Raw genomic sequence first — 14,413 nt, 5'->3', positions numbered from 1 at the left:
CTTCGACGCGGGCCGACTAGCTCCGTCAGCGCTTTTCGGACCTCAACTTCCCACAAGCCCCGTTTACGCCGACCATTAGCTCAAGCACCGCGATCTCATGGGGATTGGCGCGCACTTTCCGATAAGGAAACCGGCAAAAGCAAAAGGTCTGAAAAGTCGAAGCTGAAATCTGCGATCGGGGAAACGGGTTTCATCCGTGCGCTCTTAACGCGGCGGTCGGAACCCACTGCAAAGGTGACGTAAGCGTTCTCAATAGCCGGATCCCCCCAGTGGGTGCGGAACGTGTCATGATCGACATGGATCAGTTGTCCGGCCATCCCGGTCGAGCGATCAAATGACATGGCAAGACCGTTTGCTGCTCGCGTCACCGTGATCGTGCCATACCATGCGTCGCGGTAAACGCCCGCATAAGTCTGGAGTGGCAAGGGCGGGGTAACATTTTCATCAGGCTTTACCGCTGCCCGGACGGCCATCTCGGCCAAACCCAGTTGACGATCTCTGACGATCTTGCCCGCTGCTGCCCAGTCGACGGGACTTGCTCCGAGATAGTGATCGAGCAAGTGATAGGCGATTGCCTTGACTGCATAATGTTCCTCGGCATTTGTGAGGACGGTGATGCCGACGCCAAGGTCCGGAATCATGACAACCATCGAAATGCCGCCATATACACCGCCGCCGTGGGTCACGATTTTATGCCCCCGATAATCGGAAATGGTCCAGCCGAGGCCATAGGCTTCCAGGTTCGGACGCGAGGTTGCGAGTTCGGGCTCGCCAGGTGGTGTCGGCACGATCACTTGCGGCGCCCACATTTCCCGCGCTCGGGTCTCACTGAAAAGGCGCTTACCATCCGGGATGATCTCGCCATGGCGAAGCTGCACCGACATCCATTTCGTCATGTCGGTCGCGCTGGCGTTGATCGACCCCGCCGGGGCCTCGTTGTCGATGTTCGGAACCGACGGCAAGGCACCAACGGGGCCGAGACCCCGCACAAGACCGGAGGTCCGCGCGTGTGGCCATGCCCGATTGCCTGTTCTTATTTCACCGAAAGAAGGCGTTGCGTCGCGCATGCCGAGCGGTTCGAAAATTTCTTTTCGCGTAAAGTCCTCCCAGCGCTGACCGGACACACGTTCGAGCAAGACGCCAGCCGCAATATAGAGAACATTATCGTAAGCAAAAACACTACGGAAGCTCGTTTTGGGCGGAAGAAAGCGAAGACGATCCACGATTTCCTTGCGCGAATAGCTCGTCTCGGGAAAAATAAGGAGATCGCCCTGTCCTTTGCCCAGCCCGCTGCGGTGAGTCAGCAGGTCACGAACCGTCAGCTCCCTGCTGGCATATGCATCATATAATTTGAAACCTGGCAGGACATCCTCAATGCGGTCGTCCCATGACAGCTTGCCGCGATCGATGAGTATCGCCAGCCCGGCAACTGTGAACGCTTTGGTATTCGACCCAATCGGAAAAAGCGTATGCTCGTCCACGCGCATTGTGCCGGCAAGCTTACGGACGCCAAATCCCAAGGCAGCACTTCCGCCAGGCTCGACGATTGCGACGGCCGCTCCGGGAACGCCGAAATTCGTCAGTGTACTGGTAACGTAGTTCTCAATGTCGGCAGGCGGTGCCGCAGCCAGCGGCGATGCCACAACGCCACACGCCAGCGTGAGCACAACCCACAGCGAATGCAGGGCTTTAACGCCCCGCAACCGAGTCAACGCCGCTGCCCGCTTTATCCCGCTTGTTCAAACCTGCGGTGCGGCTTCTTTGCGTCGCCGCTGTCGTCAGTGAGACGATGCCGTCTTGAACGGCGTTCCCAGAGGCAAGACCGTCTTGCCAGCGTCCTTCGTGCCTTGATGCCAGTGCAAGCAGCAATTCTTCATCGACGCTGGCCATGACGCCAAGAACTTCTGCCTCATCGCAGCCATCGGCAGCAAGGTAGGCGTGCCCCATGCTCGAATCGATATATATTGCCTGCCCTTCTCCGAGCGTCACTGGATCGTAAAACTCAGTGCTAACAACGATCGTGCCTTTAAGGACGAAAACGAATTCCTCACCGTCGTGATGAATCAGATCACCGAACTGCTCGGGGGTCTTTGCACGGATCCGGGTAATTACGGGAATCATGCGTTTGCGCCGCAATTCAGTACATAGATAATAATAGTCGTAATTATCTGTCTCAACCCGAACCGCAGTTTCGATATCGCCGATGCTGCGCCGCGCCGTCACCATTCCGGTTGTCTGTTCTGTCGGTTCTGCAAACAGTTCGGACATGCGCATGCCCAGCCGCTGGCTAAGCAGATAAAGCTTGTCGTATGTCAGCGTCAGCCGGTCATGCTCGACTTTCGACAGGGTGGAGACCGGAATGCCGCTTTTTGCGCTCATTTCCTTCAACGTCCACCCCTCTCGGCTGCGGACGCTGCGCAAAAGAGCGCCGAGTGTAGGCTGGTTGGGTGACATACGTGATCTCTGCCGTTGACAAATCTCTAATCAGGATCACAATGTCCCGAATAGACTAAGTTTAGACTGTAGGCGGTGCGAGTGATCCGGGCAATGCCCGATCTTGCCATACGATGGAAGAGGGGCTCTGAATGAATGCTTGGAAGACGGTGTTGGCAGGCGCGTTGCTGCTGACCGGGATGGGGAGTGTTGCACAGGTCCGTGATGCGCTCGTCCCTTCGCTTGCCCCCATTCGCGCCGGTCGTGCCACTCTGGCCCCGGCGGCTCCGATTGCGCCACAACCCGGAGGACGTCTGCTAACCAAGGAGGACGTCGACGCATGGCTCGATGGCTATATGCCCTATGCGCTTCGCAGCGGTGACATTCCGGGCGCAGTGGTGACGGTCGTGAAGGATGGAAAAATCCTGACTTCGCGGGGCTTCGGTTACGCTGACGTCCAAAAACGAACGCCCGTCGACCCAGATCGCACGCTTTTTCGCCCAGGATCGGTTTCGAAGCTGTTTACCTGGACGGCGGTCATGCAACAGGTTGAGCAGGGCAAGATCGACCTCGACGCCGACATCAACCGCTATCTCGATTTCAAGATTCCCGATCGCGGTGGCAAGCCCGTGACGATGCGCCAGTTAATGACGCATACTGGCGGTTTCGAGGAAACATCGAAGGGCATTTTGTTCTACGACCGCAAGTACGAGTTACCACTTGGCGACTATCTCAAGCGCTGGGTGCCGACCCGCATCTATGAGGCGGGGACGATGCCGGCCTATTCGAATTGGGGAACCGCGCTGGCCGCATACATTGTCCAGCGTACCTCAAAAGAGAATTTCAGTGATTATCTGGACCGCCACGTGTTCGGACCGCTTGGTATGCGCAACACCACGATGCATCAGCCGGTGCCTGCCAATCTCACTGCGCAACTGGCGTCGGGCTACCCGAAACCAGGCGAGCCATCACCTGGTTATGAATTCGTGGGTCCGGGACCGGCTGGCGAAGCAGCGGCATCTGGCAGCGACATGGGTCGGTTTATGATCGCCCATCTTCAGAACGGGGAACTCGACGGCCAGCGTATCCTGAAGCCAGAGACGGCTGTCATGATGCACGACAGCCCGCTCGACAAGGTAAACCCCATCTCGGTAATTCCGCCGCTCAACCGGATGGAGCTTGGTTTTTTCGAAACCAATATCAACGGGCGCGAGGTCGTGGGTCATCTGGGGGATACCATCGCCTTTCACACCTCGCTGCACTTGTTTTTGCGTGACAACGTCGGATTTTATGTTTCGTTCAACAGCCCTGGCAAGGGCGGCGCGGTCGGTCCGTTGCGCACCGCAGTGTTCGAGGATTTCGCCGATCGCTATTTGCCCAACGTCGCCGCACCTGACGGGCGGGTCGATGCCAAAACGGCAGCCAAGCATGCCCAAATGATGGTCGGCACCTGGTGGGCGAGCCGTCGTGCCGAGACGACGTTCCTGTCGATCCTTTCATTGGTTAGCCAAACAAACATCTCGGTCGGGCCCAAGGGCGAATTGATCGTCCCAGATGTGAAAAATACCGGAGGACGGCCGCAGGAATGGGTGGAAATCTCACCGTTCCTTTGGCGTGCGGTGAACAGCCATGATCTGCTGGCTGCGCAAGTCGTCGATGGCAAGGTGACACGCTGGAGCTATTCACTTCCCGCACCGTTCGAATTTTTCGACCGGGTGCCTGGGGGGCGGTCGTGGAATTGGATAAAGCTGGCGTTGATCGGCAGCGCGATCGTCCTGCTGCTGACCCTGATTTTCTGGCCCTTCTCCTGGGCCATCCGCCGGCGTTTCAAAACGGCACCGACGGTTTCAGGCCGCGCATTCGGGGTCTATCGCGCAACGCGGATCATGGCGGGTTTAGCACTGGCCGCGCTCGTCGGTTGGGTCGCTGCGCTGGCTACGATGCTCAGTAACCCGTCGAACCTGGCAGGCGCGTTCGATACGCAACTTTGGCTGCTGAAGATTGCGGGCTGCATCATCTTCGTTGGCGCCGTCCTGATCACCGGGTGGAACGCTTGGCTGAGTTTGACCGATGGTCGGAATTGGTCCCGCAAGGCATGGAATACGCTCATCTTTCTGAGCACGCTCGTCATACTCTACGTTACTTGGGCGTTCGGGCTCCTTGCCTTGTCGGTGAATTACTGATGGCGCGGCTTGCTTTGACTGTCGCAACCGAGACGCTCCGGCTCGTCAAGCCGTTCCGCATTTCGGGTTATGTCTTCCAAACATCGGACGTGATCGTCATTAAGCTCGACGACGGCGGACATTGCGGGCGCGGGGAAGGCGGCGGCGTATTCTATCTTGGCGACGATGTGCCGCATATGCTGGCGGCTATCGAGGGCGCGCGTGCAGCCATCGAAGCGGGGCCGACCCGTGACGAACTGCGCGCGATCCTACCACCCGGCGGGGCGCGTAACGCCGTCGACTGCGCGCTGTGGGAACTCGACGCAGCGCACGCGGGCAGGCCGGTCTGGGGACTGTCCGGTCAACCGGAGCCCAAGCCATTGCGGACGACGTTCACCCTGGGAGCCGATGATCCGGCGATCATGGCCGAAGGCGCGCGCGCCTATCGGGATGCGCGATCGATTAAAATCAAGCTGACCGGTGATTTGGACCTGGATTTGGCGCGCGTCGGTGCCATTCGGGCGGCGCGTCCCGACGTGTGGCTCGGTGTCGATGGGAACCAAGGCTTCGCAATCGATGACCTTGATGCGCTGGCTTCGGGGCTGCTCGCGGAGCGCGTTTCGCTGCTCGAGCAACCGCTGGCGCGGGGCCGCGAGAGCGATCTCGATGGCTACCGCTCGGTCGTGCCGATCGCGGGCGACGAAAGCCTGCTATCGCTTGTCGACTTGCCCGGCGCGGTCGGCCGCTTCGATGTCGTCAATATCAAGCTCGACAAATGTGGGGGGCTGACCGAGGGTCTGATGATGGCTGCCGAAGCCCGTCGATTGGGGCTCGGCGTGATGGTTGGCAATATGATCGGCACAAGTCTTGCGATGGCCCCCGCATTCGTGCTCGGGCAGCTGTGCGACCTTGTTGATCTGGATGGCCCAACCTTCCTAGCGCACGATCGCGTGCCTAGCATCACTTACACCGATGGTGACGTCTGGGCGGGGCCGGATGTTTGGGGATCCGGGACGGTGAGCGCCAGGTGACATCGGAAAGTCCATGGTTTGGCCAGCCTCGCGGCCTGACTATCCTGTTTCTCACCAATATGTGGGAACAGTTTTCTTATTACGGCATGCGGGCACTGCTGGTATATTACATGACCAAGGAACTGCTGCTCGGCCAGGCACAATCCTCGTTCATTTATGGCATTTATACCGCATGTGCCTATTTCACGCCGATCTTTGGAGGCGCTATCGCAGACCGTTATCTGGGTAAACGTCGTGCGATCATCATCGGCGCGAGCGTCATGGCACTCGGCCATTTCATGATGACCTTCGGACCCCTGTTTTATGTCGCGTTGGCAACAATCGCATTGGGCAATGGCCTGTTTCTGCCAAGCCTGCCCAGCCAGGTCGGCGACCTTTACAAATCGGATGATCCGCGTCGCGGCTGGGCGTACAATGTCTATTACGTCGGAATCAATATCGGCGGGTTTCTGGCGCCGCTGATCTGCGGGACCGTCGGCGAGCTTTATGGCTGGCACTATGGCTTTGGGCTCGCGGGGATCGGGATGCTTGTTGGCCTGGTGATCTACCTGAGCGGCCAGCGATATCTTCCACCTGAACCCGCACGTTCGGCAACAAATAAAGTCGCGCACGGCAGTTTCGACCGGCAAACACTGCTTGTCCTGTTCGGTATCGGCGTGTCGGTCACGATCTTTCGTGCAGCCTATGAACAGGTAGGCAATACCGTGGCACTCTGGGCCGACAGTGGCGTCGATCGCAGCGTGGGAAGCTGGGCCATCCCGATGACATGGTTTCAGTCGCTCAATCCCCTATTCGTGATGTTCATGACCCCGCCGTTACTTGCCTGGTGGGGCAGGCGCGCGGCGGCGGGATCCGATCAGTCGCCGGCACGACGTATGGCGATGGGCGCGCTCATCGTTGCGCTCGCCTATCTGATGCTCGCTGCGCTCGTTTGGTTCGATGCGGGGCAACGTTCTGGTTGGCTGTGGCTGGTCATTTTCTTTGTAGTCTTCACTTTCGGCGAACTCTTTATTCTGCCGACGGGGCTAGGGCTCTTTGCTCGCTTGGCGCCGCTCAATCTTGGCGCGACGACCGTGGCCTCGTGGTTCCTGATCACATTTTCGGGCAGCCTGTGTGCGGGGTTGGTGGGATCGCTGTGGAGCCGGATGGCGCCCGCATTGTTTTTCGTGATCCTGGCCGGACTTGCAGCATTTGCCGCGCTACTTCTGCGCAGTCTGGAAAGAGCGGTGGAGCAGGTCGATCAAAGACCGAATCAGGTTGACAAGTTTCAGATCAAGACAATATGATCCTGTTATGCCGCAATTTATCACTGCGGCGGGTTAATCAGCGCACGCAAGTATGCGGCGAATAAAGGGAAAGCCATGACAGCACATCGCACCGGACTCCTTCTGTCTTCTGCCGCCGCCGCTTTAGCGGCAATCGCACCAGCATCGGCGCAGACCATGCCTGATGCGTCGAGCACGGACGAAAGTGTGATCATTGTGACCGCACAAAAGCGCGAGCAAACTCTGATTGACGTTCCGCAGTCAATCTCGGTGGTATCTGGCGATCAGCTTCGCGGTCAGCAGGCAACAAGCTTTCAGGATTATCTGAAACTCGTTCCGGGCCTCTCGATCGATCAGGCGACCCCGGGACAGACGCGCTTGACGATCCGCGGTCTCAATACCGGTGGCGTTGCCTCGACAGTAGCGGTCTATCTCGATGAAGCTCCGTTCGGGTCAAGTACGGGCCTTGCCAACGGCGCGATACTCGCTGGCGATTTTGACACGTTCGATGTCGCACGGATTGAGGTTCTGCGGGGACCGCAGGGCACACTTTATGGCTCCAGTTCTCTGGGCGGCGTTTTCAAATTTGTAACTACCGCGCCTGAGTTGGGAAAGTTTGGCGCGCGAGGCCGCGCGGCTCTCGAAACTGTCAAAGGCGGTGACGCGTCTTATGCCGGAAACGCCGTGATTAACGTGCCACTCGGCGAGACGCTGGCGGTTCGCGCGTCGGGCTTTTATCGCAATAACACCGGCTTTATCGATTCGATCGGCACTGGCGGGTCGCGGGTCCGTGACAACGTCAATCGCTCGCGCAACTACGGCGGCCGCGTTGGGCTGCTGTTCAAGCCGAGCGAGACCTTTTCGCTGCGCTTGAACGCGCTTTTACAAAACATTGAGTCGAAAGCGCCGACGTTCGTCGAATCCGACCCCGCCACACTCAGTCAGCGATATGGGCGGCCGACTCAGTCGATATTCGTGCAGCCGTTCAGGAACATAAATTATCGCCTGTACAACGCGACAGCGGACTTTGATCTCGGGTTTGCTACGCTCACTTCAGCGTCCACTTACAGCACGCAGAAGCAGTCTATTCGCGATGACCTGACAACGCAGCTGGGTGGTACAATTGGCTTCTTGTTTCAGGTCCCTGCAGCGGGGGCGACGCCAGCGCGGTTCCTCTCCAACGAACTGTATCTACGGCAGAACACCAATTTGAGGAAATATACTCAGGAAATCCGTCTTGCGTCGTCAAAAAGCGACGTTTTCGAATGGCTGGTAGGTGGTTATTATTCGAATGAAAAAGCACTTATTTTCCAGCAGTATGTAGCTGTTATACCGGGGACCCTGACGCCAATCACGACACTCCCGCCTGGCACTGTTAGTGTTTTGGCGGGTAACGCTCCGGTCACAACGCTGCCGCTCCTGGCCCAGGTCAACCTGAATTCAAAATATGAAGAGGTTGCGGGATTCGCGAATGCAACCGTCCATCTCGGCGATCGGTTCGACATCGATTTTGGCGGGCGGTACAGCCACAACAAGCAAACGGCGACACAGGCTTTAGCCGGTGTTCTGGTCGGGGGCGCATCGTCCTATACTCAACCGTCGTCCGAAAATGTCTTCACTTATTCGGTTGCTCCAAAGTTTAAGTTCGGCGACCGCGCATCGCTCTACGCTCGCGTGGCCAAGGGCTTCCGGCCCGGTGGCCCGAACGCCCTCGGGCCCGGAGCACCGGCCGCCGCGCGCTCGTACAAGTCCGATCAGACGGTTAATTACGAAGTCGGGTTCAAGGCCGAAACCGCAGATCGCAAGCTGTCAGTCGATATCAGTGCCTATCACATCGACTGGTCGCGTATTCAGCTGCTGACGACGATCCAGACTGTGGCAGGACCCTTTAACTTTAACGGCAACGGCGGCAAGGCACGAAGCGACGGTGCAGAATTCACGATCGTGGCGCGTCCGACCCCGGGGTTGGTGGTGTCTGCTAACGGTTCCTACATCAACGCTCGCCTGACTGCCGACGCCCCCGCCGCTAGCGGCCTCAAGGGCGACAAGCTGCCGTTCACGCCCGAATATTCGGTTGGTCTCAATGGCGATTATCGGTGGAATATCGGCGGGTCGACAGAGGCGTTCTTTGGTGGTTCGCTTCGCTTTCTGTCAAAGCAGGTTGGTGGGTTCGATAGGACTTATCGTGGCACCTATGGCCGCCGTTCGAACATCCCGTCTTATGAAGTTGTTGATCTTCGAGCCGGTGTAGATTTGGGGCGCGCAACGGTCGAGGTTTATGCCAAGAACATCACCGACGCGAAGGGGATCACCGCAGTCGGCGCTTTGGGGCAGTATCCAGCAGGAGCGATCGGGGTGGGCGTTATCAATCCACGCACATTCGGTATCGCTCTCACCGCATCCTATTGACCTGATGTCGCTTGTCTCCGCCTTTTCACCCGTCTCGGCCGGTCCAGTGCCGGCCAGCGGGCCGCCGCCCTTGCTGCTGTTCCTTGGTGACGAGGTCGAGAGTGGTTACGCAAAGACCGCTTTTGGTCTGCGTGATTGGGCTGGAGAACGCTGTGTCGGTGAATTGACGCTGCCAGGTGCCAAGGTGACCACCGGATTGCCTACTCTGTCAGTTGTCCAAGCTTACGGACTAGGTGCCCGGGCGTTGGCCATCGGGGTTGCGACGCGTGGCGGGATGATACCTGTTAACTGGATGGCTACGCTGTTGAGCGCGCTTGAGGCTGGTCTCGACCTGATTTCCGGCATGCACGTGCGCTTAACAAGCATCCCGGAGCTGGTGGCTGCTGCCCATCGGTTAGGTCGCCAACTGATCGACGTCCGTGTGCCGCCGCCAGGCATCACGGTAGGAACCGGCGTGCGGCGATCGGGATGGCGCGTTCTGACGGTTGGTACCGATTGCGCACTTGGCAAGAAATACGCTGCTCTTGCGATCGCGCGTGGATTGCAGGACCGTGGCCTTGACGCTGCGTTTCGGGCGACAGGCCAGACAGGAATCCTGATTGCGGGCAGTGGCATGCCGATCGACGCTGTCGTGGTCGATTTTGTCGCAGGCGCGGCCGAAATGTTGAGCCCGTCGGCTCTGCCCGAGCATATCGACGTTATTGAAGGTCAGGGCTCCATCTTCCACCCGTCCTACGCGGCGGTTTCGCTTGGACTCCTGCACGGGAGCCAGCCCGACCGTTTTGTGGTCTGTCATCAGCCCGGTCGTACTGTTATGCTCGGTATGACCGGTTTTGCATTGCCGTCGATCGAAAGCGTCATAGCGCAGACGATCGCGCTTGGGCGGCTGACCAACCCCGACATTGCATGTGCTGGAATTTGCCTGAATACTTCCGCGATGGACCCTGTGGCCGCCGCTAACGAGATCGAACGAATCTCTCAATCGTTAAGCCTTCCCGTTGCCGACCCTATCCGCGGTGGCAGTAGGTTAGAACAACTTTTGGACGCCTGTCAGCAATGAAGCTTTCGCTTGATGGCACGCCGTCAAGCTGGTTCAAGCGCATTGTCCTGCCCGGCTTCGCCTTCAAGGCAGTGGTCATCGGTGGCGGTTACGCCACGGGGCGCGAAATTGCTGAGTTCTTTTTACCGGCGGGGAATTGGGGCGGACTGGCCGCGATGCTTCTTGCAACCGCCATCTGGAGCGGCGTGTGCATAGCCACGTTTTTGTTCGCGCGCGCGACGGGTGCGCGTGAATATCGGACTTTCTTCCAGGCGCTGCTCGGCCGTGGCTGGATCGCTTTCGAGATCGCATATGCACTTTTCGTTGTTCTGATCCTGGCGGTTTTTGGTGCGGCGGCAGGAGCAATCGCGCAGGCGACAATCGGCATTGCGCCGATTTGGGGCACGCTCGCGCTGATGGTGGGCATTGCTGGATTTGCAGCGTTTGGCAACACGTCGGTAGAACGGCTCTTCGCGGCTGTCTCAATCCTGCTCTACATCGTTTACGCACTGTTCTTTGTGCTGGCGCTTACCCATTTCGGCGATCGCATTTCCAGCGCGTTTGCGGTCTTTCATCCCGGAAATGGCAGTTGGGTTGCAGGTGGCGTAACGTATGCGGCCTACAACATCGTCGGCGCCGTGATCATCCTGCCCGTGACACGACACCTGACCAGCAATCGTGATGCCGTGATGGCCGGGATGCTGGCAGGACCGCTCGCGATGCTACCGGCGCTTCTGTTCTTTATTTCGATGGTGGCGTTCATGCCGGAAGTCGCGGGGCAAACGCTTCCCTCAGACTTTTTGCTCAACAAGCTGGGCCAGCCTGCCTTTCACATCCTTTTCCAATTGATGATTTTCTGCGCGTTGCTGGAAAGCGGCACCGGCGCCGTCCACGCGATCAACGAGCGTATCGCCGCCGTTTGGGCGCGGCGGCACGGCACCACGACGAGCCGCCAGGCGCGCGGCGCGGTCGCGCTCGTTTTGCTGATCATATGCATGCTGATTGCCGACCGTGTGGGGCTCGTCGCGCTGATCGCGGATGGCTATCGCGCGCTCGCTTACCTGATCCTCGCCGTCTACGTCGTACCGTTGATGACCTATGGCATCTGGCTGCTTGCCAAACATGATTTGCGTCCAAGGGAGATCGCATGAACAAGTTGATCCTGCTCAATGCCTTTGCCTTTTTCCCTGCCGTTATCGGCCATCCGGCGTTGGCCGCACCACCCGTGGGGTTTGAAGCGCGGATCGAAAGCATTCGCGCCCGGGTCGGAACGCCCGGCATGTCGGTCGTAATCGTCGAGAACGGGCAGACGGTGTTCGCCAAGGGGTTCGGTGTGCGCAAGCTTGGTCGGGCCGAGCGTGTCGACGCCGATACCATTTTTCCTAACGGATCGACGGGTAAGGCATTCACGACAGCAGCACTTGCAACGCTGGTCGATGCAGGCAAAATCGGCTGGGATGATAAGGTTACCGATCGCCTGCCGGGCTTTCAAATGTATGATCCTTACGTCACGCGCGAGATGACGATCCGTGACCTGCTCGTCCATCGCAGCGGACTGGGGTTGGGCGCAGGCGACCTGCTGTTCGTGCCGCGGACGAACCTGTCCCGTGCGGAATCGGTGCGGCGGCTGCGTTACATCAAACCCGCGACAAGCTTTCGCAGCGGTTACGCCTATGACAATATCCTCTACATGGTTGCGGGACAGTTGATCGAAGCGGTTACCGGCCAACGCTGGGAGGATTACGTGCACGATCACGTGCTCGTCCCGGTCGGCATGACGCATTCAACGACGGACGGCCCGGCACGTTTTGCCGAGCCCGACCGCGCTATCCCCCATGCCCGCACGACCCAGGCTGTTCGCGGTGTCGGGCCGCTTGCGCCGCTTGATGAACGCGATGAGCTTGGTCGCAACGCCGCGCCTGCGGGCGGAATGGCTGTGAGCGCAAACGACATGGGGCGCTGGCTCCAGGTCCAGCTCGCAAAGGGTGCACTTCCTGGGGGTGGACGGTTGTTCAGCGAGGCCCAATCCATCGAAATGTGGAAGCCGACGGTAATCCAACCAATCAGCGACCGCGGCGGCGAACTATCGGCGCTCACGCCGAATTTTGAAACATATGCACTTGGGTGGGACGTCCGCGATTATCGTGGTGCAAAGATCGTCAGCCATGGCGGCGCGGTGCTTGGCTTTCAGGCGGCGGTGGTGATGATCCCCAGCAAAAACGTGGGCTTTGCAATGCTGATTAACAGCGAGGACGGCGAAATTTTGCTGGGTTTGCAGAACGAGCTGCTCGATCATTATCTCGGTGCCCCGGCCAACGACTGGCCGGCAAAACTTTCGGCATACAAGGCAACACGCCTGGCAGCGGCGATGCAGCAAGTAAGCGCGACCACTGCAAGCCGCGCGCAGGTTGGTCCTTCGCTGCCAGTCGCGCGCTATGCGGGCACTTACAGCGACCCATGGTATGGCAAAATCGTAATCGGCACCGCGGGTGCTGGCGCGAACGGGGCGCTGACGGTCGATTTCAAATCGACGCCGCGCATGACGGGCCGTCTCGAGCATTTCCAATACGACACGTTCATTACCCGGTTTGACGACAAGACGATCGAGCCAGGATATATGACCTTCAGCCTCGACGCTCAGGGCAATGTCGACCGGATTACGATGAAACCAGTCTCGCCCAACGCGGACTTCAGCTTTGATTATCAGGACCTACAATTCACGCCCGTTCTGAAAGCCGCGAAATGACCCGTCATGCCTTGATTGCCGTGGCGGCGCTGTGGACGATCGCCGCTGCTCCCGCGTTGGCGCAGGATTATGACGCGCGCGTCGCGCGTGTGCTGAAGGCGACGCCGCTGATCGATGGCCATAACGACTGGGCCGAGACGCAACGCAACGTCGCTGGCGACGCCCGCTGGACGCTGGACCTGCACCAGTTGGATCCTGCCAAGTATAACACCGATATTGCCCGGCTCAGGCGTGGCAAGGTTGGCGGCCAGTTCTGGTCGGTGTTCATTCCGGCCACTCTGCCCGGGCCCGAACAGGTCAAAGAGACGCTTGAACAGATCGACCTTGTTCACCAGTGGGTCGTGCGATACCCGGACACGTTCGCACTCGCACGAACCGCCGCCGATGTCCGCCGCATCCACGCCAGCGGCCGTATTGCGTCGCTGATCGGCGTTGAAGGGGGGGGCCAGATCGACAAAAGCCTGTCGGTCTTGCGCACCTACCATGATCTTGGCGCGGGATATCTGACGCTGACTCACACGCGCACGATCGAGTGGGCGGATTCGGCCACCGACGTGCCCCAGCATGGCGGATTGACCCCGTTTGGCGAGGCGGTCGTGCGCGAATTGAACCGACTTGGGATGCTCGTTGACCTCAGCCACGTCGATGAGGACACGATGCGCGACGCTTTGCGCATCAGCAAGGCGCCGGTAATTTTCTCGCATTCCAGTGCGCGTGCCCTTGTCGATCATCCCCGCAACGTTACCGACGATGTCCTTCGGTTGGTCGCGGCGAAGGGCGGGGTCGTCATGGGCAATTTCGCGCCGCCCTATATTTCCGACGCCTATCGTCGCTGGTCGGCCGACCTTAATGCTGAACGCGCACGCGTCGGCACGCCGCCCTATGGCGGGCTGTTCATCGGTCAGCCTGAACGGGCGGCAGCGGCGATCGTGGAATGGCAACGGGTGCATCCAGAGCCGCGTGCAACGCTGGCGCAGGCTGCCGATCATATTGAGCATATCGCGCAGATTGCCGGGCACGATCATGTCGGAATCGGCGGCGATTTCGACGGGCTTGGTGATATTAAATTGCCTGAAGGATTACCCGATGTCGGTAGCTATCCCGCGTTGCTCGCCGAGCTGATGCGTCGGGGATGGAGCGATGCTGATATTGCAAAGCTTGCCGGTGGAAACATCCTGCGGGCAATGGAAGCCGCCGAACGCGTCGCCGCGAGCATGACAGGTGCAAACGCGGAAAACGCGGTTGTGCCGACGTCGCAGCCATCGACAGTTTCGTCGGGCAATTAGCACGTCGAAAACCAAGGGTCTTCGTACCCGCCAAACGCTTGG

Annotated in this window: 10 protein-coding genes; 8 read left to right on the top strand and 2 right to left on the bottom strand. The window is 59.1% G+C overall.

The window, feature by feature from the left end:
- Positions 1-95 precede the first annotated feature (95 nt).
- Entirely contained in the window at positions 96-1,643 is a 1,548-nt protein-coding gene (locus Q0R02_RS03895; RefSeq protein WP_293881022.1) for a serine hydrolase, read from the bottom strand.
- 46 nt (positions 1,644-1,689) lie between these two features.
- The gene (locus Q0R02_RS03890; RefSeq protein ID WP_367271425.1) at positions 1,690-2,454 is read right to left on the bottom strand and encodes a helix-turn-helix domain-containing protein; all 765 of its coding nucleotides are present in this window, start codon (positions 2,452-2,454) and stop codon (positions 1,690-1,692) included.
- A 131-nt stretch (positions 2,455-2,585) separates the two neighbouring features.
- Between Q0R02_RS03890 and Q0R02_RS03885 the strand changes: the two genes are divergently transcribed.
- The 8 genes from Q0R02_RS03885 to Q0R02_RS03850 all read left to right on the top strand — a co-directional run bounded on the left by Q0R02_RS03885 (position 2,586) and on the right by Q0R02_RS03850 (position 14,371).
- On the top strand, positions 2,586-4,616 hold the full coding sequence (locus tag Q0R02_RS03885; protein ID WP_293881021.1) for a serine hydrolase: 2,031 nt from the start codon (positions 2,586-2,588) through the stop codon (positions 4,614-4,616).
- Complete coding sequence (locus tag Q0R02_RS03880; protein ID WP_293881019.1) at positions 4,616-5,626, top strand: dipeptide epimerase; 1,011 nt, start codon at positions 4,616-4,618, stop codon at positions 5,624-5,626. Before Q0R02_RS03885 ends, Q0R02_RS03880 begins: the two co-directional genes overlap by 1 nt.
- Complete coding sequence (locus Q0R02_RS03875) at positions 5,623-6,912, top strand: peptide MFS transporter (RefSeq protein WP_293881017.1); 1,290 nt, start codon at positions 5,623-5,625, stop codon at positions 6,910-6,912. Before Q0R02_RS03880 ends, Q0R02_RS03875 begins: the two co-directional genes overlap by 4 nt.
- Before the next feature lie 75 nt (positions 6,913-6,987).
- Positions 6,988-9,300, top strand: coding sequence for a TonB-dependent receptor (locus tag Q0R02_RS03870; RefSeq protein WP_293881015.1), 2,313 nt, complete (start codon positions 6,988-6,990; stop codon positions 9,298-9,300).
- A 4-nt stretch (positions 9,301-9,304) separates the two neighbouring features.
- Positions 9,305-10,360 (top strand): DUF1611 domain-containing protein, encoded by a 1,056-nt coding sequence (locus Q0R02_RS03865; protein ID WP_293881014.1) that lies wholly within the window; start codon positions 9,305-9,307, stop codon positions 10,358-10,360.
- Positions 10,357-11,490, top strand: coding sequence for a hypothetical protein (locus Q0R02_RS03860; RefSeq protein ID WP_293881013.1), 1,134 nt, complete (start codon positions 10,357-10,359; stop codon positions 11,488-11,490). The genes Q0R02_RS03865 and Q0R02_RS03860 overlap by 4 nt, the downstream gene beginning before the upstream one ends.
- On the top strand, positions 11,487-13,085 hold the full coding sequence (locus Q0R02_RS03855; RefSeq protein WP_293881011.1) for a serine hydrolase: 1,599 nt from the start codon (positions 11,487-11,489) through the stop codon (positions 13,083-13,085). Before Q0R02_RS03860 ends, Q0R02_RS03855 begins: the two co-directional genes overlap by 4 nt.
- Positions 13,082-14,371: a dipeptidase gene (locus Q0R02_RS03850; protein ID WP_293881009.1), complete on the top strand. Its 1,290-nt coding sequence runs from the start codon at positions 13,082-13,084 to the stop codon at positions 14,369-14,371. The genes Q0R02_RS03855 and Q0R02_RS03850 overlap by 4 nt, the downstream gene beginning before the upstream one ends.
- Positions 14,372-14,413 lie beyond the last annotated feature (42 nt).

The sequence above is a fragment of the Sphingomonas sp. genome, assembly GCF_025353885.1.
Lineage (GTDB): Bacteria > Pseudomonadota > Alphaproteobacteria > Sphingomonadales > Sphingomonadaceae > Sphingomonas_O.
The sequence above is the reverse complement of the archived record's forward strand: the minus strand, read 5'-3'. Positions and strand labels throughout refer to the sequence as shown.